Source organism: Clostridium sp. (genome assembly GCF_036781005.1).
Lineage (GTDB): Bacteria > Bacillota > Clostridia > Clostridiales > Clostridiaceae > Clostridium_B.
In genome coordinates, this window is record NZ_DAIQBT010000021.1 from 21,880 (window position 1) to 42,067 (window position 20,188).

At 30.4% G+C, this 20,188-nt stretch carries 28 protein-coding genes and 2 pseudogenes; 5 read left to right on the forward strand and 25 right to left on the reverse strand.

Going from position 1 to position 20,188, the window contains the following annotated elements; translation table 11 throughout:
• Positions 1-29 precede the first annotated feature (29 nt).
• On the forward strand, positions 30-1,118 hold the full coding sequence (locus V7Q02_RS09850; RefSeq protein WP_333860842.1) for a GerAB/ArcD/ProY family transporter: 1,089 nt from the start codon (positions 30-32) through the stop codon (positions 1,116-1,118).
• Between the two features lies 1 nt (position 1,119).
• Here V7Q02_RS09850 and V7Q02_RS09855 read toward each other — a convergent pair whose 3' ends face one another.
• From V7Q02_RS09855 to V7Q02_RS09940, 18 genes are all read right to left on the reverse strand, one after another.
• Positions 1,120-1,281, reverse strand: a complete 162-nt coding sequence (locus V7Q02_RS09855; protein WP_333860843.1) for a hypothetical protein — start codon at positions 1,279-1,281, stop codon at positions 1,120-1,122.
• A 242-nt stretch (positions 1,282-1,523) separates the two neighbouring features.
• Positions 1,524-2,246: a hypothetical protein gene (locus tag V7Q02_RS09860; RefSeq protein ID WP_333860844.1), complete on the reverse strand. Its 723-nt coding sequence runs from the start codon at positions 2,244-2,246 to the stop codon at positions 1,524-1,526.
• Positions 2,243-2,953: an acylneuraminate cytidylyltransferase family protein gene (locus V7Q02_RS09865; protein WP_333860845.1), complete on the reverse strand. Its 711-nt coding sequence runs from the start codon at positions 2,951-2,953 to the stop codon at positions 2,243-2,245. Before V7Q02_RS09865 ends, V7Q02_RS09860 begins: the two co-directional genes overlap by 4 nt.
• Positions 2,954-2,995: 42 nt before the next feature.
• The gene (locus V7Q02_RS09870) at positions 2,996-4,042 is read right to left on the reverse strand and encodes a nucleotidyltransferase family protein (RefSeq protein WP_333860846.1); all 1,047 of its coding nucleotides are present in this window, start codon (positions 4,040-4,042) and stop codon (positions 2,996-2,998) included.
• 10 nt (positions 4,043-4,052) lie between these two features.
• Entirely contained in the window at positions 4,053-5,210 is a 1,158-nt protein-coding gene (locus tag V7Q02_RS09875) for a LegC family aminotransferase (RefSeq protein ID WP_333860847.1), read from the reverse strand.
• Between the two features lie 52 nt (positions 5,211-5,262).
• Complete coding sequence (locus V7Q02_RS09880; RefSeq protein ID WP_333860848.1) at positions 5,263-5,934, reverse strand: PIG-L deacetylase family protein; 672 nt, start codon at positions 5,932-5,934, stop codon at positions 5,263-5,265.
• 11 nt (positions 5,935-5,945) lie between these two features.
• Complete coding sequence (gene neuC, locus V7Q02_RS09885) at positions 5,946-7,103, reverse strand: UDP-N-acetylglucosamine 2-epimerase (protein WP_333860849.1); 1,158 nt, start codon at positions 7,101-7,103, stop codon at positions 5,946-5,948.
• Positions 7,093-8,040: a GNAT family N-acetyltransferase gene (locus V7Q02_RS09890; RefSeq protein WP_333860850.1), complete on the reverse strand. Its 948-nt coding sequence runs from the start codon at positions 8,038-8,040 to the stop codon at positions 7,093-7,095. The genes neuC and V7Q02_RS09890 overlap by 11 nt, the downstream gene beginning before the upstream one ends.
• Positions 8,041-8,054: 14 nt before the next feature.
• A complete protein-coding gene (gene neuB, locus V7Q02_RS09895; RefSeq protein WP_333860851.1) occupies positions 8,055-9,053 on the reverse strand; it encodes an N-acetylneuraminate synthase in 999 nt (332 codons plus the stop codon).
• Positions 9,050-9,685 (reverse strand): acetyltransferase, encoded by a 636-nt coding sequence (locus V7Q02_RS09900; RefSeq protein ID WP_333860852.1) that lies wholly within the window; start codon positions 9,683-9,685, stop codon positions 9,050-9,052. Before V7Q02_RS09900 ends, neuB begins: the two co-directional genes overlap by 4 nt.
• Before the next feature lie 35 nt (positions 9,686-9,720).
• Complete coding sequence (locus tag V7Q02_RS09905) at positions 9,721-10,707, reverse strand: NAD-dependent 4,6-dehydratase LegB (RefSeq protein ID WP_333860853.1); 987 nt, start codon at positions 10,705-10,707, stop codon at positions 9,721-9,723.
• A 28-nt stretch (positions 10,708-10,735) separates the two neighbouring features.
• The gene (locus V7Q02_RS09910) at positions 10,736-10,987 is read right to left on the reverse strand and encodes a hypothetical protein (protein ID WP_333860854.1); all 252 of its coding nucleotides are present in this window, start codon (positions 10,985-10,987) and stop codon (positions 10,736-10,738) included.
• A gap of 35 nt (positions 10,988-11,022) precedes the next feature.
• Positions 11,023-11,337, reverse strand: a complete 315-nt coding sequence (locus V7Q02_RS09915) for a hypothetical protein (RefSeq protein WP_333860855.1) — start codon at positions 11,335-11,337, stop codon at positions 11,023-11,025.
• 26 nt (positions 11,338-11,363) lie between these two features.
• A complete protein-coding gene (locus V7Q02_RS09920) occupies positions 11,364-11,702 on the reverse strand; it encodes a hypothetical protein (protein WP_333860856.1) in 339 nt (112 codons plus the stop codon).
• Complete coding sequence (locus tag V7Q02_RS09925) at positions 11,680-11,853, reverse strand: hypothetical protein (protein WP_333860857.1); 174 nt, start codon at positions 11,851-11,853, stop codon at positions 11,680-11,682. Before V7Q02_RS09925 ends, V7Q02_RS09920 begins: the two co-directional genes overlap by 23 nt.
• Positions 11,854-11,869: 16 nt before the next feature.
• Positions 11,870-13,588: a motility associated factor glycosyltransferase family protein gene (locus V7Q02_RS09930; RefSeq protein WP_333860858.1), complete on the reverse strand. Its 1,719-nt coding sequence runs from the start codon at positions 13,586-13,588 to the stop codon at positions 11,870-11,872.
• A 172-nt stretch (positions 13,589-13,760) separates the two neighbouring features.
• Positions 13,761-14,048: a hypothetical protein gene (locus V7Q02_RS09935; protein WP_333860859.1), complete on the reverse strand. Its 288-nt coding sequence runs from the start codon at positions 14,046-14,048 to the stop codon at positions 13,761-13,763.
• Between the two features lie 105 nt (positions 14,049-14,153).
• Entirely contained in the window at positions 14,154-14,453 is a 300-nt protein-coding gene (locus V7Q02_RS09940; protein WP_333860860.1) for a hypothetical protein, read from the reverse strand.
• Positions 14,454-14,599: 146 nt separating this feature from the next.
• Here V7Q02_RS09940 and V7Q02_RS09945 point away from each other — a divergent pair, with 146 nt between their 5' ends.
• A complete protein-coding gene (locus tag V7Q02_RS09945) occupies positions 14,600-15,466 on the forward strand; it encodes a DMT family transporter (protein WP_333860861.1) in 867 nt (288 codons plus the stop codon).
• A gap of 43 nt (positions 15,467-15,509) precedes the next feature.
• Here the strand turns inward: V7Q02_RS09945 and V7Q02_RS09950 are convergent, their stop codons facing one another.
• The 3 genes from V7Q02_RS09950 to V7Q02_RS09960 all read right to left on the reverse strand — a co-directional run bounded on the left by V7Q02_RS09950 (position 15,510) and on the right by V7Q02_RS09960 (position 17,091).
• Complete coding sequence (locus tag V7Q02_RS09950; protein WP_333860862.1) at positions 15,510-15,689, reverse strand: hypothetical protein; 180 nt, start codon at positions 15,687-15,689, stop codon at positions 15,510-15,512.
• Positions 15,690-15,740: 51 nt separating this feature from the next.
• Positions 15,741-16,373 carry an ankyrin repeat domain-containing protein gene (locus V7Q02_RS09955; RefSeq protein ID WP_333860863.1) on the reverse strand — a complete coding sequence of 211 codons (633 nt, stop codon included), beginning with the start codon at positions 16,371-16,373 and terminating at the stop codon, positions 15,741-15,743.
• Positions 16,374-16,470: 97 nt separating this feature from the next.
• Positions 16,471-17,091 (reverse strand): DUF3885 domain-containing protein, encoded by a 621-nt coding sequence (locus V7Q02_RS09960; RefSeq protein WP_333860864.1) that lies wholly within the window; start codon positions 17,089-17,091, stop codon positions 16,471-16,473.
• A 224-nt stretch (positions 17,092-17,315) separates the two neighbouring features.
• Here V7Q02_RS09960 and V7Q02_RS09965 point away from each other — a divergent pair, with 224 nt between their 5' ends.
• Positions 17,316-17,723: a hypothetical protein gene (locus V7Q02_RS09965; protein WP_333860865.1), complete on the forward strand. Its 408-nt coding sequence runs from the start codon at positions 17,316-17,318 to the stop codon at positions 17,721-17,723.
• A 125-nt stretch (positions 17,724-17,848) separates the two neighbouring features.
• Entirely contained in the window at positions 17,849-17,947 is a 99-nt protein-coding gene (locus tag V7Q02_RS09970; RefSeq protein WP_333860878.1) for an aminotransferase class I/II-fold pyridoxal phosphate-dependent enzyme, read from the forward strand.
• Between the two features lie 143 nt (positions 17,948-18,090).
• Here V7Q02_RS09970 and V7Q02_RS15950 read toward each other — a convergent pair.
• From V7Q02_RS15950 to V7Q02_RS09990, 4 genes and pseudogenes are all read right to left on the reverse strand, one after another.
• A pseudogene (locus V7Q02_RS15950) lies at positions 18,091-18,265 on the reverse strand (IS66 family transposase); the annotation flags it as partial.
• Between the two features lie 107 nt (positions 18,266-18,372).
• Positions 18,373-18,528: pseudogene (locus V7Q02_RS09980) on the reverse strand (AAA family ATPase); the annotation flags it as partial.
• Positions 18,529-18,612: 84 nt separating this feature from the next.
• A complete protein-coding gene (locus V7Q02_RS09985; RefSeq protein ID WP_333860867.1) occupies positions 18,613-19,071 on the reverse strand; it encodes an AraC family transcriptional regulator in 459 nt (152 codons plus the stop codon).
• Between the two features lie 57 nt (positions 19,072-19,128).
• Positions 19,129-19,305: a hypothetical protein gene (locus V7Q02_RS09990; RefSeq protein WP_333860868.1), complete on the reverse strand. Its 177-nt coding sequence runs from the start codon at positions 19,303-19,305 to the stop codon at positions 19,129-19,131.
• Between the two features lie 220 nt (positions 19,306-19,525).
• Between V7Q02_RS09990 and V7Q02_RS09995 the strand changes: the two genes are divergently transcribed.
• Positions 19,526-20,080, forward strand: a complete 555-nt coding sequence (locus tag V7Q02_RS09995; protein ID WP_333860869.1) for a protein kinase — start codon at positions 19,526-19,528, stop codon at positions 20,078-20,080.
• Positions 20,081-20,188: the final 108 nt, after the last annotated feature.

Sequence of the window (20,188 nt, forward strand, 5' to 3'; positions counted from 1 at the left end):
ATAAATTATAAATGGGAGATGAATAAAATATGCATGAAAAAGAAGTTATCAGTACAAATCAATTTATATGGATGCTTTTTTGTATCATTACCTCTTTTACCGGTCTGCAGGTATTAAGACTATTGATCTTTCAAGCAAGAAGAGATGCCTGGTTATCTGTAGTTTTAGCCTGGTTTCTGGATGTTCTTCTTGCTGTAGTGTATGCTTATATGGGTATAAGATTTCCAGGGCAGAACATGGTACAGTATAGTATAACTATTCTTGGGAAAAAATTAGGTAAAGTTATAGGAATATTATTTCCCATTTTCTTTTTACTAATTTCTGCTACACTACAAAGAGGATTGAGTATGATTCTCAGTGTAGTGTTTTTTCCTAAAACCTCAGAAATAGTATTTCTTATTGCTTCTTATATTACAATTGGTTATGCTGCTATAAAAGGGATAGAAGTAATAGGAAGAGTATGTGAAATTTTAGGACCTATATATTTATTTAGTTCCATTGTACTTTTTTTATTTCTTATCCCTGATATAAAAATAGATAGGCTTAAACCACAATTTGAGCTTGGTATATATCCAGCTTTAACAGGTACTCCCCTTATTTTATCTTTTATAGGGATATGTATTATCATGGGAATGTATATTCCTATTTGTAATCACCCTGAAAATGGCTTTATTGCAAAGTTCACTGCTGTCAGTATCGGTACTTTTATTATTATTATATTTATTATTAGTACAATAGGAATATTTAGTTATCCACAAGCCAAAAATATGCTTAATGCTACCCTTGAACTTACAAGGTTTGTTCATATTGGTGAATTCTTCACACGTGTAGAAGCTATCTGGCTTATGATTTTTATTGGAGCAGCAATTATGGTCTCATCAAATATGATATGGGCTTTTAGTTTAGGAATATCTCAAATTATAGGATTAAGTACATATAAACCTCTTATATTTCCAGCTATACTTCTTTCTTTTGTTATTAGTACTACCTCATTTAAAAATAGCCTGGATTTAGTAAACTTTGGTCTTTATTCATATCCTTTTATGGCTATATTTATTCAGACTGGATTAGAAATGTTTCTTTTTTTTATGGCACTAATTTTAAAGAAAAGAGGATAATTTAAGATATAGGTTTGTCATTTTTGCCTACTATATTTTTCACTTTATTTCTATACTTACTAAATAGATGCTTTTGAAAAAGATAAGAAATTATACAACATGATAAGATTAAAGATATTCCCACAATAATAGAAATAAAATTGTTTATACCTATATTTTCCATATTTATATCCTCCTTTTACAATACTATCCCCAAATATCATAAACTTTATCCTAGCACTGCCATTGCTGAAGTCTCTATGACTACGATCATAATTTTGACACTACTTAAAAAATAAAAAGAAACTATATAGTTTTCACTAACAGATAACTACAAAAATTTTTCTTAATAACTTTACCAGCTATTTAAGAGTTTTTTCAAGATTAGCTATGTGTTATTGTAAATTATATAGTATTATATATCATTCAGAAATTCACAGAGGATACAAAACATAGATTCACCGCAATTCCATCATTTCCCGATAAACTAATCAGTGCTATACCTACACCTGTTGCAATAACTACATTATTGCCACCTGAAATTACACTATTTTTATTTGTATCTATATTGGAAACCTGCTTTCCTATATTATCTACAAAAAGTATTCTTAATTGTTCCTGACAACATGTTTTGCATATTTTGGGCATATTAAAAATAGTCCTATCCAAGGCAGCTTTTAACATACTCAACATAAATCCAGAAGAATTATCGACTAAAGCACTACTCTGTATTATCTCTATTTGACAGATAGATACAATTTCTCCACTGGAGAATTGCACCAATAATGCTGTACATTCATTATTTCTATCAGGATAAAATCTAATTACACTTTGATTGTTTACAACCGGCTGAGAAGCTATTGTTTCAACTATTATATCTGTTGCCCCAACATTCTTTAAATATCCTAGAACAGCTCTTAATCCTGCCATGCAATATTTGCCTACAGCTTGCCTGGCAACTTTTGGAGAACAAATATTATAAAAATTATATTTGGAATTATAATTATCTGAACACTTTTGATTAAAACAATGTAAAGATTCATCATCTATGAACTCCCCTAGACAGTTATCCTCAATAACTTCCCAATGGCTGTATTTTAACCCATTGATATAATAGTTCATACTAATTGAATCCTGGTTGTTATTCATATTTCCCCCTTTAAAAAACTATGATTTTTCAGTATAAATTTTGCAAATTCAAATTGATACATATCATCTATATCTATAGATGATATTTTATCCATTATATATGGGTAGCTTTTCTCTTTATAAAAGCTCTTATATTTTAAAAAATAACTTGTTCTACATATATAAATAGCTCCATTTATTCTATATTCCCTCTTTATATCCTGTCTTCTTCTATTTTTACTGTCATCAAATAAAAAATCCAGGCGCATATTTGAATCTAAAATTACATTAATACCTGACGGATAGTCAACTTCACACATACCTACTACTGAATTTGCATTAAAACTCAATAACTTGTCTACACTTTCTAATATATGATTTTCATTTCTAAGAGGTGATGTAGGCTGCAGCAAAACAGTATAATCATAGTATTTTCCAATTTTTTTCATTTTATCTAATACATGTAGTATAACATCATGATTTGAAGCAGTATCCGTAGACAACTCCTTCGGTCTCAAAAATGGAACCGAAGCTCCAAATTTTTCTGCTATTTTAGCATATTTTTTAGAATCAGTAGATACAATTATATCTTCAAATATTTTAGATCTTATACAGGACTCTATAGTATAGGCCATCAATGGTTTATCATTCATTTCTTTTATATTTTTATCAACTATACCCTTTGAGCCGCTTCTTGCAGGTATTATGGCTAAAAAGCTTTTATTCATATACATTTATTCACCAACTCCTCAACCTACAAGTACTTTTTATCAAATATTCAATTTTTCTATCATGGTTTTCATCTCTTCAAACTCCCCCATATCCAACCAGTCATTATCAGTTACAGGGTATGCCCCTACTTTTTCGCCCTTTGATAAACAGGTATTTATCAGATCTGTCATATCAAAATATATATCTCTTGGAATATACTTCAATACATCCTTTTCTAACACATACATGCCTGTATTAATTAAGAATTCATAGTTAGGTTTTTCATTAATGGACTCTATATCCCCTTTTTGATTTAGATTAAAAACCCCATAGGGAATTATATAATTTTTAAGGGCTGTAACCACCGTTACCTTGTTGTTGTGGTTTCTGTGGTATTCTAATATTTTGGAATAGTTGGCATTGACTAATATATCACAATTACTTACAAGAAAAGTATCTTCTATGATGCCATCCAGCAAACTCAATCCCCCTGCAGTGCCAAGGGGTTTTTTCTCTTCTAAAAAACCTATTTTATAGGGCAGCTTTTCATTAAAATACGCCTTTATTATTTCCTTTTTATAATTAACCGTAACATAAAAATTTTGAAATTTAAATTCTAAAAATTTGTTTATTACTCTCTCTATTATAGGTATTTTTCCAATTGGAATAAGTGCTTTTTGAATAATCTTTGTATAGGGATTAAGTCTGGTACCTTTTCCTCCAGCCATTATAACCACTGATATATCTCTTGTATTATTGTAATTAAACTTATCTTTATATAGGTCATCCCAGAATATTATATCTACGACCTCATTATATTCATTTACTAGAGGTACACTTTCAACACGATATTTTTTCATTAATTCATTTACTCTATCTCTATTCTTTATATTTAAATATACAGGCCGTACATTCATTATATTTTCTACTGGATAAGATAGGTCCCCATTTTTTACAATCCACCTTCTTATATCTCCATCTGTAACTACAGCTTTCAATTTTCCATTCTCCACTACAATAAGAATCTTTTTTGCAGTTTTATTTAACTTTTCAATTGCTTGCCGTATTGATATATTTTTATTTATAAAAAGATTCTGAATAAGCATAAAAACACTCCTAATTTGATTTGACTTTTTCCAGCACATCTATGATATATTCTATGCTTTCCCTTTTTAAATTGGTACTGCAGGGAACATTCAATACTTTATTATAATATTTAACCGCCTTTTCAATTTTATATGATTGATTTTTTATATAGGGTCTTTGGGTATGAATTAGTTTCCAGATAGGTCTTGTTTGTATTTGATTTTTTAAAAAATACCTTAAAAGTTCATCTCTATTTAAAGAATAATTATCTATATACAAAGAATAAAACCAGTGATTGTTTCTTGCATCATTGTTAAATTCTAGAAGTTTCAATCCTTCTATGTCATCTATCTTAGATTTATAAAAATTATAGTTTCTAATTTTTATTTCAATAAATTCCTCTAATCTTTCAAATTGTGCCCTTCCCAGTGCAGCTTGCAGATTATTCATTCTATAATTGTATCCTATATGATTATGCACATAATATAATTCATCATCTTTAGCTTGAGTTGATAAATACTTGGCTTTTTTTATGTCCTTGGGTGATTTTCCAACTAGCATCCCACCCCCTCCAGTTGTTATTATTTTATTTCCATTAAATGAGTACACTCCAAAATCACCTATGGTACCTGCAAACTCTCCTTTGTACTTTCCACAGTTATAATAGGTTCCAAGGGCTTCAGCAGCATCTTCTATTAATTTTATATTATACTTGTCTGTTAACTCTTTTATCTTTTCAACCTGGGCCATATTCCCAAATACATGAACCAATATTAGTGCTTTAATATATCTTTTAGTATTCTTGTTTTTTAATCCTTTTGTAGTCATTACACATTCATTTTTCAAAAATTCTTCAAGCTTTGTGCAGTCCATGTTCAAGCTATCATCACAGTCCATAAATACAGGTTCTGCCCCTAAATATTTAACAGGATTAACAGAAGCTATAAATGTAACCGTTGGCACTATAACTTCACAGTTTACAGAAACTCCTGAAAGCCTTAAAGCTAAATGAATTGCTGCAGTACCGCTTCCACAGGCCACAGCATTATCCACATTCAAGTATTTTGTTATGTCATTTTCAAATTCACTCACATAGCTGCCTGAAGTAGAAATCCATTCACTTCTTATGGCATGTGATACATATTTTTCTTCATTCCCCTTCAAATTTGGTACAGATAACGGGATCATGATTATCTTCCTCCCTTATCTTAAAATATTATCTTTAACCCATATGATAAAGCTACTCTATCCTCTCTCTTAATAACATGAATGCTTCAGCATTTTTATAACCCGAAGCCCCTCCTCTAAATATAGAAAGCCCTCTTACTACATCTTCAGATCTGGGGAAAGGGGCTCTTCCTACTTCACTTTTAAATATACCCATGATTTCTAACTTTTTTTCTATAAAGTCCTCTATATTTATAAATACATTGGGTCTAAAACTCTCTAGAGAATTATTTATTCCAAACTCAGTCTCAGATAATGTTTCATAAGCATATACCTTTTTAACTGTATTATATCTAAACCACTTGGTACAACACAGGGAAGCTTCTGAAACAATTCTATGATCACTGTGTATGTCACCGTAATTTGGAATATATAAAATCTCACATTTTGTATCAATAATACACCTTGATATTTTATCCACTAAATCCTTAAAAGGTATTCTATCTAATTCCATAGTGGGAAACTCCAATTTAAATACCTTTTCAAACTTATATTCATCTGCTGCGTCTTCTATTTCCGATTCTCTGTTATTTATTCTTTCTTTAGAAAAACCTAGCTCCTCTGTCATTGAAGTTACTATAACCCAATAAACTTTATAACCTTCTCTTACATACTTTAATATAGTTCCTCCGCAGCCAAGGGTTTCATCATCTGCATGGGGTGCTATAATTACCACATTACTCATTATTCTCCTCCCTACAATAAAGGGTCCTCCCTTTTAGCTACATAATTTTTAAAATCCAATTCCCTCATCAAAGTTATAATTTTATCAGCTGAATTTCCGCTGCCATAGGGTGACTGCACCTTATCCAATGAGGCCTTAAACTCTTTACTTAAAACCTTCTCTACTCCCCTTATTATATTACTCACCCCCGGATCTACAAAAATCACATTTTCTCCGCACAACCTCCCTTTTTGTCTATTTCCCACATTAATTGCACCTAATTTCAACAAAGGTGCTTCATATAATGCTGCACTGGAATTTCCAATGATAAACATGCTATTTCTAAGTAAATTTATAAATAAAGTTCTGGGAACATTTTTATAGAATTTAAAATTTTCTTTATCATGGTATTTTGTTATTACTTCTATAATTTTTTTGTTGCCGCTGTCTACATTTGGATAACCTACAAATGCATTTACAAACTTTCTTTCAAGGGCAATTAATATTTCTTCAAAGCACCTGCCTGCCTTATCTTCTTCCCCTGCCAGGGGGTGAAACATAACAACTGCATAATTGTTCCAATGTGATCTTTCCATAATATGAACTACTTCTCTTTTTTTCATATATTTAGCGGAAACAAACTTATCCAGTGATGGACTTCCCACATTAAATATCCTGTTTTTATTTTCTCCAATCTTTATTAGTCTTTCTTTTGACTGCTCATTACTGACAAAATGAAGAGATGATAATTTAGATACTGCATGCCTCACTGGATTATCAATATTTCCATCCACAGCATGATCTCCGGCAAAAAAATGTATAGTTGGAATTCTAAGGTATGTTCCTATTAATGCTCCCACAACCACTTCTTCTCTATCTCCAGCATATAAAATAATATCTGGTTTATACTCCTCCACTATATGAATACAATCCTGTAATAGTATGGACAGTGATTTAACTCTTGAAGCTCTTGAATTAGAGTCAATAAGATTTTCAATTTTAGCTATTATAGGTATTCCGTCTTCCACTATATTTTTTAAAGTATATCCGTAGGTTTCCGATAAATGGGCTCCTGATACAATAAGCTCTATTTCAAAGTCCTCTGCTTTATTCAACTTTTTATACAAAACACTCATAAGTTCATAATCTGACCTAATTCCAGTAAAAGCTAAAACTTTTTTAATACACATCCGAATCCCCCATTTGTATATTCCAATTATCACAAGCACTTAAATCAGTGCTTTTTTCTTTAAAATCTTTAACACCAAAGTAAGAAATAGGTTCACAGTTAACAAATCCATACTCTTTTACCGCTTCATACATGATATCATTTAACTGACACCACATATTTACATATTTTAAATTATCTTTTTTCCCTTTTTTAATAACCCTTTCTAATATCTGCTTTGTATAATAATCCTCTAAAGAATTAATTTCTACTATATCAATTTCACTATTATTAAACTTCTTAGTAACTATTGAGGAAACTACACTTTGTCCCTGAACTATTACATAATTGTCATATTTGTTAACAGGATTATCTCTAAATCTCCATTTTAGATATTTCAAATCCTTATATACTCTCATTTTTTCATTATGGTTATTTATAAGTTTTGAATAATCAAGCAAAAACTTTTTGTCATTAATAATATTAAAACTTCTGTAATTTACAAGGCTTCCTATTGTAGATAAATTTAATTTCATAGTGGGCATTTCACATACATCTCTCCAATTTAATCTATTTACAAAAATAAAATGAGAATTTCTGTTTGGAAAACCAATTACTGCTCTATAATCATATTCTTTCATTTTCTCGTACAAGCTATTTGCTAGTTTAACAAATAGTCCTCTTCCCCTAAAATCAGGATGTGTCATTGTAGTCATAGATAACGCAGCTTTTTCTATATTTCCATTAACACAAATTTTACAGGGTGATACAGAATAATTTGCTATTACCTTATTATTTTCAAGGGCAGCATTAACCAATATATCTTCCAGGGGATTATTTAAATATCTCCATGTTAAAAATTCTTCAGATATTTCTCTATTAAAACAATCCCTAAACAATCCTTGAAATTCTCCTATCCTCTTTAAATATTCAGTTCTATCTATAAATTTGAATTCCACTAAACTTACCTTCTTTATAGTTCTATAAGTTCATCTTTTTTAAAACTTTTTTTTGCCTTTTTTCCAATAACATAACTCCAATTTTTAGGTGATATTCCCGTTCCTGGTCTTTTTACACATATATTTTCTTCTGTAAACACCTCTCCAGATGCTATGGAAATTTTAGCTACCAGACTTTTTCTTGCTGCCAATCCATTCACTTTTTCCGAAGGTGTCTGAGCCTTTATTCCATCTCCAAGAGCTCTTTCTATATTTCTTACGCATTTTACCATATACTTGAGTTCCAAAGGCCCTAAACTCGCCTTGTGATCCGGTCCCTGCATATTTTTATCCAGTGTAAAATGCTTTTCTATTACCTTTGCACCTAATGCTGCAGCTGCTATAGCCACTTCTATTCCCTCTGTGTGATCTGAATATCCTACAGGCACTTTAAAGGCACTTTCCATGGTCTTCATGGCAAACAAGTTTACTTCTTTCATTTTAGTTGGATAATCACTATTACAATGAAGTAGCACAATATCTTTTGTACCATTTTCCCTTAAAATATTTAGTGCAAATTCTATATCCGCTAGATTACTCATACCTGTTGACAGTATAACTTTCTTTTTAAGTTTTGCTATTTTTATAAGATAGGGCACATTATCTATTTCACCGGAGGGTATTTTAAAAATTGACATATCCATACTGTTTAAAAAATCAATACTCTCTAAATCAAAGGGAGAGGATAAAAACATTGTCTTTTTCATATCACAATAATTTTTTAATTCCTTATATTCTTCAAAGCTTAGTTCAAGTTTTTTTAACATTTCCAGTTGAGAGATTTCTTTTCCTGAATTATTAATCTGATAGGGGGCTTTTTTTGCATATTTTGTAACCAGATTATTTGCTTTAAAGGTCTGAAATTTTATTGCATTCACCCCTGCATCCACTGCTTTATCCACCATTTTTTTTGCGGTGTTTAAATCTCCATTATGGTTTACTCCCGCTTCCCCGATTATAAAAATATGGCTCATAAATTCACTTCCCTGCCTGGATTGCCATAAACCTTAATTCCATCTTTAACATTTTTAATAATTACAGAACCTGCCCCTATAAGTACGTTTTTTCCCACCTGAATATTTTGTATTACTGCAGCATTAGTCCCTATATGTGTTCCCCTTCCAATAGAAACTCCTCCACTTAATGCTGCCCCAGGTGCCACATGAACAAATTCATCTATTTTACAGTCATGTTCTACTATGCTCCCTGAGTTTATAATACATTGCTTTTTTATTATGCTGTTTGTATTTACAATTGCCCCTTTTCCTATAAATACGCCTTCTTCGACCTTCGCACTGCAGGATACCACAGCGGTACTATCAATTATAGTCGGAAAACAATATCCTATGCTTTTTAACAAATTATAAATTTTTATTCTAAGATTTGGATATCCAATGGATCCAATTGCAATAAATGCATTTTTTATACCGTATTTATATAAAGAGTAAAGTTCTTCATCATAGAAGACCTTATCTGTGTTTAATTCACTGTATTTTTTTTCTTTCTTATCCACAATACCCACAATTTCAAAACTCTTCAGCTCATTTATAGAATCAATAATACTTCTACAGTGTCCCCCTGCTCCAATCAATATTATTTTTTCCAAAGGTTATCCTCCCTGTCATTGCTCAATTAAAGAATTTACATAGTATATATATCCCTTTTATATTTTTCTAAGTTTTTTTCCTCTCTAAACCACTTTATAGTCTCTTTAATACCTTCCTGAAAGGTAAACCCGGGAGTCCAACCCGTTAAATTTTTAATTTTTTCATTAGAGCCCAATAGCCTGTTTACTTCACTTTTCTCAGGCCGTGTTCTCTCCGTTTCACATATAATTTTAGCTTTTGGGTTCAATTGCCTAATAAGTTCTTCCGCAAGTTCCCCTATGGATATTTCCTTTTGAGAAGCTATATTTATCACTTCCCCTATTGTCTTGTCACTTTTACAAACTTCTATAAAGCCCTCTACAGTATCTTTTACATAATTAAAATCCCTTGTGGGCGTTAACGAACCTAATTTTATCTCTTCTTTTTTTGACAATAACTGAGTTATTATGGTAGGTATTACAGCTCTTGCTGATTGTCTGGGACCATAAGTATTGAAAGGCCTTACTAGAGTTACAGGCAGTGAAAAACTTCTATAAAAAGACTCAGCTAGTTTATCAGCTGCTATTTTAGTAGCCGCATAAGGTGATTGTGCCTGACAAGGGTGCCCCTCTGTTATTGGTACAAATTTGGCACTGCCATAAACCTCTGAAGTGGAAGTTATAATAATTCTCTTTACATTTAATTCTCTAGCCCCTTGAAGCACATTTAATGTACCTTTTATATTAGTATCCATATAAGAATAGGGGGAATAATAACTAAAGGGAATGGCTATTAATGCTGCCAGGTGATAAACATCATCTATGTCTTTTAAAGAATCCTTTACTCTAGCTGGATCCCTTATATCCCCGCTGAATATTTCTATTTCCTTTAACATATGTTCTGGCAGTGTATCAAGCCATCCCCAGGAATTAAAGGAATTATAATATACAAAAGCTCTCACCTTATATCCCAAGTTTAAAAGTTTTTCCACCAGGTGGCTTCCTATGAATCCATCTGCTCCTGTTACTAAAACTCTCTTCATTAATTGCCTCCTACTTATACTCTATACATTATTCAAAGTATATACTGCAATCTTCATTACTTAAACATTCATTATTGAAAACTTTTAATTTATAATAATATCTTTTATTGTAAATTAAACAACAAAACTCTCCATTACAATTTGTAAGTGTATATCCACAAAACTTTTTATAATCTGAATGTGGAAGAAATGCTTCCAATATAACTATTGCATTTTTAACTGGATTTCCATTTCTATAACATACTTTTCCATTTATAAGTACCCTATTACAACTCTTCATTTTGGCATTCCTTCCACTTAACTTGTAATTTACTCCTAACATAAAGGTTTAATTATCGGTTCATATACATATAGTTCATAGCTTACATTGTTGATTTTGTTAACATTTATGGCATAGGATCCAGAATTATTGGTAATTGCATATCCAATATCTGTTTCTTTAGGAGGTCTATAATTGTAATTTATACTTTTGATACCAATAACAGCTCCCTCCACCGGGTTATACTCTGAATTTAATACCTTTCCTTCTATTAATATATCCTGACTGCTTTCTAATACAATTCTCTTATCCAATACCCTATATAATCCTAATTCCTGTGGGGTTATAATAATCTCTGCATAAGATTTCAAAATTCTACCCTCCCCTTTACTGTTCACTACATATTTAAAGGAGAATATATATTCATTTCATAAAATATATTCGATAAAATCTCCAGAGAAAATAAATATTTTCCTTTATTATCCGTATATGCATAGCCAATTGTTTCTCTGGCATTACTGCTATAATTAACTCGAATCACCTCTATGGCAGCACCTATACTTGGCATTTTATTCAAGTTGTATACAGTGCCTTTAATAATTACCCTTTCATGCTCCTTTAAAATCAGATTTAAATTATATTTTCTGCATGGATTTAAATTATTAGAATTTATTATTATGGGATTTTTTTTATATAACTCTATAGTATCTATATTATTTATCATCATTTTCCTCATCTATATCCTCTGTAAATATAGTCACTGTGGTATCCTTACCCGCAGCAGTATCTTCTGATGATATTATCGATCCCTTCTTTTCTTTTCCGTCGATTACCATCTTGCTTATTTTTACTTGTTTATATACCTTACCATTTATTACCTTTTCCATTACTTTACCTCCATTACTAAAACTCTGCCATAATTTCTGCCATTATGGATTCAACTTCTCTTAAGAAATCTTTCATTTTTTTGAAATAAGCTAAAAAACATTTGCTTTGATACCTTAAGTTTGAAGTAAGAGAATCATACTCTTTAGCAGACATATTAAAAGTTTCTTCCTTTATGTCAAATAAGAACTTATTAAAATATCCGCCAAGGTAGAGTCTTCCTAATGATGATTCAAATCCACCTACTATCCCCATAACATGCAGAAACTTTTCAAGTTCTACATCATCTTCATCCATATCCATTAAAGACTTATAGGATTTTACAGATAATAAATCTTTACAAAGTTCCTCCCCTTCACTGGCTGCATCTATGCATCTTTTTACATATTCCAATATATTACAAGCTATATTTTCTGCGTCTATTTCAATGAATTTATTATCTACAACACAATTTTTTTTCGTGTTTTGAACCTTATATATTTTAAATACATCACATAATTCCATGTGGGGTGCACCTTTAATTTCTGCTCCATAAGATGCATTGATGAATTCTACATTATTTACTCTGCTTTGAAAACTTATATACTCTTCTATTTTTGTCTTGAATTGATTCAGTGTTACATTGGTTTTTACTTCCTTACCAAATATATCTTTAACATTGAAATCAGCATCATATCTATTTTTTTTATCACCATGGAAAATAGAAGAATCTGAATGATGTTTACCATAGGTAAAGGCAAAATCCTGTCCTACTAATATAATGGGAGAACATGCCATAAAATTTGCAATGTCCACACAAGTATGAGCTACAGATCCTCCAAGATACACTCCTTTAAGTCCGCTTAACTTAGGTATGGTTTTTGACAATAGTGTAGATAAATATATTTTTTTTCCTTTATAATCTCTTATCAGATATCTATTGCTATATTCATAAAATGCAAGGGGTATATCTTCCTCCAAATAATCTTTCATCATATCATAATTGTCATACACAGGGTCTATGGATACAACCATGTCTGGTCTTATACCATTTTGAAGCATTGCCTTTAATGTTCTGCTTCCTGCTATTATAAAATATTTATCCAGATATCTTTTATATTTAACCATCTGCTGAATATTTTTGTCTAAAGAAGGCCCTGCTGATACTATTATTGCCGGAATACCTCTATTTATATTTTCATATAAATTAAGGGGTACTGCACTATTTAAAGATTTCAGATTGCCTATTAAATTTCTGATAAATACTTCTCTGAACCTATTTGCAATACTTATGGAAGAACATGCTGTATAATAAACACATTCCAAATTTTCCATAAATGTTTCGTATTCTTCTCTATATACACTAGAATAATTTCCAAAGGCATGAACATATAAATTATTAAAGTTTGTAATATTTATTATGCTGTACAATTTAGATTTTACAGAATTTCCATCATAAAAAACTAATTTTACATTATCACTATTTATATTATTTTGATTTTCATCAAATATTTCTTTATTGGGTTCAAAAATCAGTATTCTATTTTTACTGCACAAAAGCTTATATAAATCCTCTAAATATTCTCCTGTATCAATGCCAAAGATAATGATTAATGAATCGAACTTAATATCATCTACAGTTTTTAATAAAGCATTGATATCTTTTTTATAATTATCCCTGTCTGCTAAATAATTATATTTTTTTCCTTTTCTTATATAATAAACATGATATCCGTCCAAGGTTTCAATTTTTTGCATAGTATCTCCCTAATATTATCTCTTTAGAATATTTTCTTCTTTAATTTTATAATATTAAAAAATGCACTGTTTGTTACTCATAGCTTTATATAAAAAACTGTCCCAAAACAAATTTAAAAATTATTTTGGAACAGCTGTATTTTAAATTATATTGTTACTAAAAATCTAATTATTAAACTCCAAAGAATTTAATTACTAGGGCAACATTAGCCTTACAAGTTACCCCATACCTACCTACTGCATCTGTAAAAGTGGTGTGTTGTGCTTCGCCAGTTGTTGGAGCAGTACTTTCCCAAACCTGAACAGCGCCACTTTGCATAGCTGCTCCAGTAGGACTTATGGCTGTTCCTCTTAATAGAAACATTCCCCAGGTACTTGTACTGATATCTTTAGTATAGGCTGTTCCTGAATCTGCAAGAGATGCTTCAACAGTAACTGCTTTTGGTCTATAGTTAGCCATAGCACTCTCTCCTTTTAATTTACATTTTGAGCATTAATCACTCTAATTATATATTATATATAGCTTGTGAAATTAGTTACAGTTCTTATGAATTAGTTACAGTTCTTATGCCGGTGAATATGCAGTTAATTTATAAGAATATCCACTTTTCCATAAAAGTGACACCCCATAGGAACCATCATCCAGTGTAAAAGTTACACCTATATTTCTCTCTGCTTTTGGTATTACATTACTGTCAATTTGAACTATATCAATAGCTGCATGGGGCAACGGTATTTTCTTTGGACTGTAAACTATGCCTTTTAGAAGTACATATTCTTCATTTGGCAAGACAGCATTCTTACATATCACTCTTTCTGTGGTTAATTCTTCTCTAGATATTACTTTTTTTACTAAAGCACACATACTACTTCCCCTTTTCTATATTTTATCTACTTAGTTATTAATATCATATATTACAATTTTACTAATAAGTAGTCCTATGATAATATAGAACAATAATAAATACAAATGTCTCTTTTATGCAATTAGAAATGGAGTTGAACTATACTATGAATGAAAAACTCAAAGTGAACATATTAGGATTTTTTACTGTTTTTCTGTGGGCATCTGCCTTTCCACTTACAAAAGTAGCAATGGCTCATTACACCCCAAATGCACTAGGATTTGTACGATGCACTGTGGCATCTATTTTTCTGATTATAATTGGAATATTTAATAATATACGCAAACCCGAAAAAAAGGACATACCCTTGTTTTTCCTGTCTGGCTGCCTTGGATTTACCCTATATATGGTTACTTTTAATACTGGTATTCAAACATTGACCTCTGCCACCTCCAGTATCATTATAGCACTCACTCCTATCATGACTGCAGTAATTGCTTCTAGCTATTATGGAGAAAAGATTAAAGCTATAGGCTGGTTTGCTATCACATTATCCTTTATAGGCGTTTTAATTCTTCTTCTGTGGGATGGTATATTCTCCGTGAATATAGGTTTAATTTGGACTATAGGTGCCGCTATTGTTTTTTGTGGTTATAACATTTTAAACAGAAAACTCTCCTCTATGGGATATACATCACTGGAAATCGCTACATACAGTATGGTCTGTGGTACCATATTACTGGCAGTTTTCCTGTCAGATGTAGTTACACAGACACTGACTTCTAAACCAGAACATATTTTATCAGTTATATACCTGGGTATAATGCCAAGCGCAATAGCGTACTTTCTCTGGGGTACAGCTCTATCCCTTGCAGAGAAAACAAATGAAGTCACCAATTTTATGTTTATTACTCCGCTGCTTTCCAGCCTGCTGGGATTTATGCTGTTAAAAGAGGTTCCAAGTATGGGTACTTTTATTGGTGGAACAATTATTATTTTAAGTATTGTCTTATTTAATTTAAAAGGAAAATAGAAAAGTTCTAAAAATATTTAAAAATTCAAAGAGTAGTTTAAATTTAATTATCCTTTTTATTTTCTAATTTATTTAAAATACTATCTATTTTTTTATCCATCTCTTTATTTCTATCAATAAAATTTTTAAACCCTCTTATTGATTTATATATTATTACCATAATTAAAAATAATAAAATAAAATTAATGACAGTACAGATAATAACTCCATAATCAACTTGCATATAAAAACTCCTTCCTAAATAGCAGATGTGAGTGTTAACCTAACAATGTAACTAAAGGTTTACTTTTCCACCATATCTTATAAATATTTTTTCAATATATTTATTTTTACATAGATAAAGAGGGGTGTGTCCTGCATTATTCTTTGAATTTATATTGAAATCAAGGGAGATAAGTACTTTTAAAAAATCTTCAAAAGTTTCAGCATTACAATTCAAATAGTCATCATGTAAAAGAGTATTGTTGTATTTATCGGTGTGCTTCACATTTGCTCCATATTTTACAAGAAGCTTCAAAAGATCCACAGAATAACTAAAATTACAGTAAAATACCGGGGTTTTGCCAGATATGTTTTCAGCATTTACTTTGGCTCCCCTATCTAACAATAATTGCACAACATCAATTTTAGGCTTTATTCTTGCACATATTCTATGCAGAGGTGTTTCTTTCAAATAACTTTGGTGACTATTTATATCCGCTCTATTATCAATTAAAAACTCTATTACTTTAAAATAATTATTTTCACAGTTATCTATGGCAAAATGAAGCAGACTTTTACCATCATATTCTAAATTAATGTCTCCTCCATTTTTTATAAAAACTCTAAGTTCATCTAAATTTCCCTCTTCTATTATTGTTAAAACAGATTTTGGCCTTGAACCAAACAAAATATCATAAATTTTCATAATACTCCTCCCAATAATATTCTATTAGTATACAGTACCCCATAATTCTTCTATGACTAATTCTAGTATATCATGAAATTTCTTGATTATAATGTTACTAAAGAAATATTTTATCTGTTTGTTTACGATCATAATAAAGTATCCATGTATTTAATTTTTTATAAAATGATATCAAAGTATTCTTATCATGGGCAACAATATCAAGACCTCTATCATCATATAAATGCAGCATAATATGGTTCTGAATATCAAATAAATATACAGACGCAACAAACTCCTGCATCCCCCCCAAATCTCCAAGAATAATTTCTGTAAATACTTTGTTTATTGGAATTTTACATTTTTTTAAATCCCAATAAAATTCAATTTTCTTCATAATATCCCCATCACTCTTAATATCTTTTAAATACTCTTCCTGTGGTAAGATTGGTGTAATTCTTTCTGAAAAAAGAATTTGAAAATCTCCCTTATTTCTTTCAGGTTGAGAATACACTTCCCACATTAAAATACCTAGAGATTTTATTCCATTATTATATATGGTCATAGCACGCCTCAAAGCATTTTTAACATATTCTTTTCGTGGGATCATATTTTTGCCATATACATCGCCAATACCTATTTCAAAGCGAATGCCATAAGGACAATTATAGAATATAGGTTGTTTTAAAAGATTTAATCCCAATAATTTCAGTTCTTTATCCACTTGCTCTTTAAACAAATTTTTTATTCCACCTTCCTTATCTTAATATATCCACTACATAATTTTTTTGATAATATATAATAATAATGTCATACTATTATTAAATCAAAGTATTATTATTAAAATTCTTTAGTTCTTATATATTCTATTCAAGTGATTCTTTGGCTCAGGTGAAGTTTGCCTATAAGGCATAGGCTTCACTATCTGAACCTTTTTGTAAAAAAGTTATAAGGAGTGTTAACATGATTTACAATTTTGATGAAATTATTGACCGAAAAGGTACAAACGCCATGAATACAGATGGCTTTCGTGATTATATTTTTCACTCAGCTCCAACAATGAAGTTTCCATTTGCTGATGACGAATTTATTCGCATGTGGATAGCAGATATGGAATTTGCCACACCTCCTGAAATTATACAAGCTGTAAAAGAACGTTTAGATCGCAGAATCTTCGGTTATACAAAAATATTTGATACTGAATATTACAAAGCATTTTCTAAATGGACAAAACGTCACTATAATTGGACTTTTGAAAAAGATCATCTACTTACTTCCCCAGGTATTATTCCTGCATTGTATGAACTAGTGGAATATATATGTAAACCAGATGAAAAAATTTTAATAGTAACTCCCTTATGCTTTCTTTAAATATGCTGTAAAATATAATAACTTGGAATTAGTAACATCTATTTTAATTGTAAACAATGGATATTATACTATGGATTTTGATAACATAGAAGAGAAAGCAAAAGATAAAAAAAATCTCCCTCTGTATTTTCTGTAACCCTCATAATCCCAGCGGACGTGTATGGACACCTGAAGAATTGACAAAATTAGGAGATATATGTTTAAAGGTGACTATTCAGCCATGATGACATGATTACCTGAATTTCAGATATGCCAAGAAGAGATATCCTAATAAAAATATCCCTTTTATTAAAAGCTTAAGTCACTGTAGGATCTATATGATTATCTGTAAAAGCAGACTCTAAGCAGTCCATAATATTCTTAGAGTGCTTACGTACAGTAGATATATATCCGCGGATCCTAGCAAAGAATTCTGCACCACGTGAACTTCTAAATGTACCAGAAACTTTTTGCTTTACCTTCGTCATACGAATATCACGTTCTGCCTGGTTATTATCAAATGGTATATCGAAGTCATTCATAAATCTTAGTACTTCATCCTTATGTAAAGAAAGACGTTCAAGTAGGCTTTTACTTTTGCTATTTTTTCTTTTACCAGTTTTAAAATCAATGTTTAGCTTAAAATCCTCTTCTTGTCCAACTTTAATTATGTTACTTTTGGATGGAACTCTAACACAGATAAATTCTTTATTGGGGATAAGCAATATGGATATTTAGAAAGTGACTATATATTTTTTCTGCACAATTCAACACACCTTAAATATTGATTATATTTTACCGAATTTATTCTTACACCCCCTATCATATAAAATCCTTTTTTCCATTAGATAACTTGCTTAAACCTACTGGTATTATTATTGATACTATATTAAAATCTTGTCTTTTCATTCTACTTAATGGCAATATATAAATAGCAATGTGCTTTTCCATCTTTGGTATATTCACCTGGAACAGTGCTTTCATAATCTTTAGTAAAAGCTCTCTTTATATCTCCTGTTTTTTGTTCAAGCCACACTTTTTCCCATGCCTTTCTTGTGCATACATCTATCTCTCCATTTTTATCTTTTTCATCATATTTTTTATACAACCCTTTATTTACTTCTATTTCCATTATTCGAAAAAAATCAGCTGTTACAGTCATTATAGTAAGATCATAATCTCCATTTTCATCACTGGAATAGTTACTGTATTTTGAAACTGGAGAAATCCCCTGTTGAAATACATGCTCACTATCAAAAATAATAGGTAGTTTACCACTGATAACATCTTTCCAAACTTCACTAATTATTTTTGCTCCCTCTTGAGTATTATTCGTTCTCACTGTTACTTCCTTTAATTTATAAGACATGATTTTATTCCTCTCCTTATATGAATAATTACTTTTTTATTTTTTAATAGTACCACACTAAATGTGACAACAGTATGTCATAATAGTTTTACCTGCACCATTGGAGCTGAGAGAGGTTAAAATCCCACCTAACTTCATTTCAATTGCTTTTTCCATCTCTATATACCCTTCTTTTTTAAGATTTATGGCGATGATTTCGCTTTCCAGACGAAATATCTTAACTAAAGACATCATTAGAAAATTAAGTTTTTTAGCCTGGGCAGCCAGTTCCTTTGCACATACAGCACTGTCGCACTGTCCTCTGGCAGATTATGTTCCATAAGAATCTGGAAATAACTAACTTAAACAATCAGTAACATAATGAACTTACTTTAATATTATATGTTAAATGATTCTTTATTTTATCGTTGAATCCTTTGTTTTTATGATACATAAAAACAAAGGAGGTGTTATTGTGAAAAACAAACATGGTTATAATAAAAATATTCCAGTCAATTTAAAATATTGCAGATATTTAGGAGAAGGTCATAGTGGACAAGTATATTTAATGCCAAATGGAAAAGTTCTAAAAATATTTAAAAGTTCAAAGAGTTGTAAAAGGGAATTTGATATATTAAAGTCAGTAGAAGAAAGCCCTCATTTTCCTAAAGCCTATAAAATGGACAACTATTATATAATTAGAGAATATGTAGAAGGAATGAATGTAAAAGATTATCTCATAAAATATGGTTTAAGCAAATCTTTTGTTATAAGAATAGCAGAATTAATTGACCATATGAAGAAACTAAAATTTACAAAATTAGAAATAAGATTTCCACACCTATTTATTCAAGAAGATGGAACACTTATGCTAATAGATCCAAGAAAAAGCTATGAACAAAATATACCTTATCCAAAATCTTTTTTAAGAAAGCTAAAAAAAATGGGATTATTGGAAAGATTTATAAAAATATTAGATGAAGAAAGGCCAGACATGAAATTCCCAATTACCCATAACAAAACAAAATAATTCAAATTATATGTGGGGGTATAACTACAGCCCCCACTATATTAATTTTGTATATAAACCTTCTCCCTAATATTACTTTTATATACATTAATGATAATTGTAAAATAT